This window comes from Methylophaga sp. SB9B (assembly GCF_004832235.1).
GTDB lineage: Bacteria > Pseudomonadota > Gammaproteobacteria > Nitrosococcales > Methylophagaceae > Methylophaga > Methylophaga muralis.
In genome coordinates, this window is sequence record NZ_SSXS01000048.1 from 1 (window position 1) to 255 (window position 255).

The window sequence follows — 255 nt, forward strand, 5'->3', positions numbered from 1 at the left end:
TGCTTATGCGCTGAACATGCTGGCTAGCATCTGCTAGACTCAATGCGATATTTCTGATTAATCACGGAGCAAGTATGGCCCACGAAGAGCTGCATCTGAATTTACGTAATCTCACTTTGGAGGATTACGACCAGCTCAAAAATCTGATGGACACTGTCTATGACGATATTGGTGGCGCCTGGCCCAAACCGACCATTGAAGCTTTGATTAACCAATTCCAGGATGGACAGATTTGCATCGAAGATTCAGGCGAGT

At 45.9% G+C, this 255-nt stretch carries 1 pseudogene; it reads left to right on the forward strand.

What is annotated here, in order from left to right:
- Nucleotides 1-74: 74 nt before the first annotated feature.
- Nucleotides 75-255 (forward strand): annotated as a pseudogene (locus tag E8Q33_RS15075) (hydrolase); the annotation flags it as partial.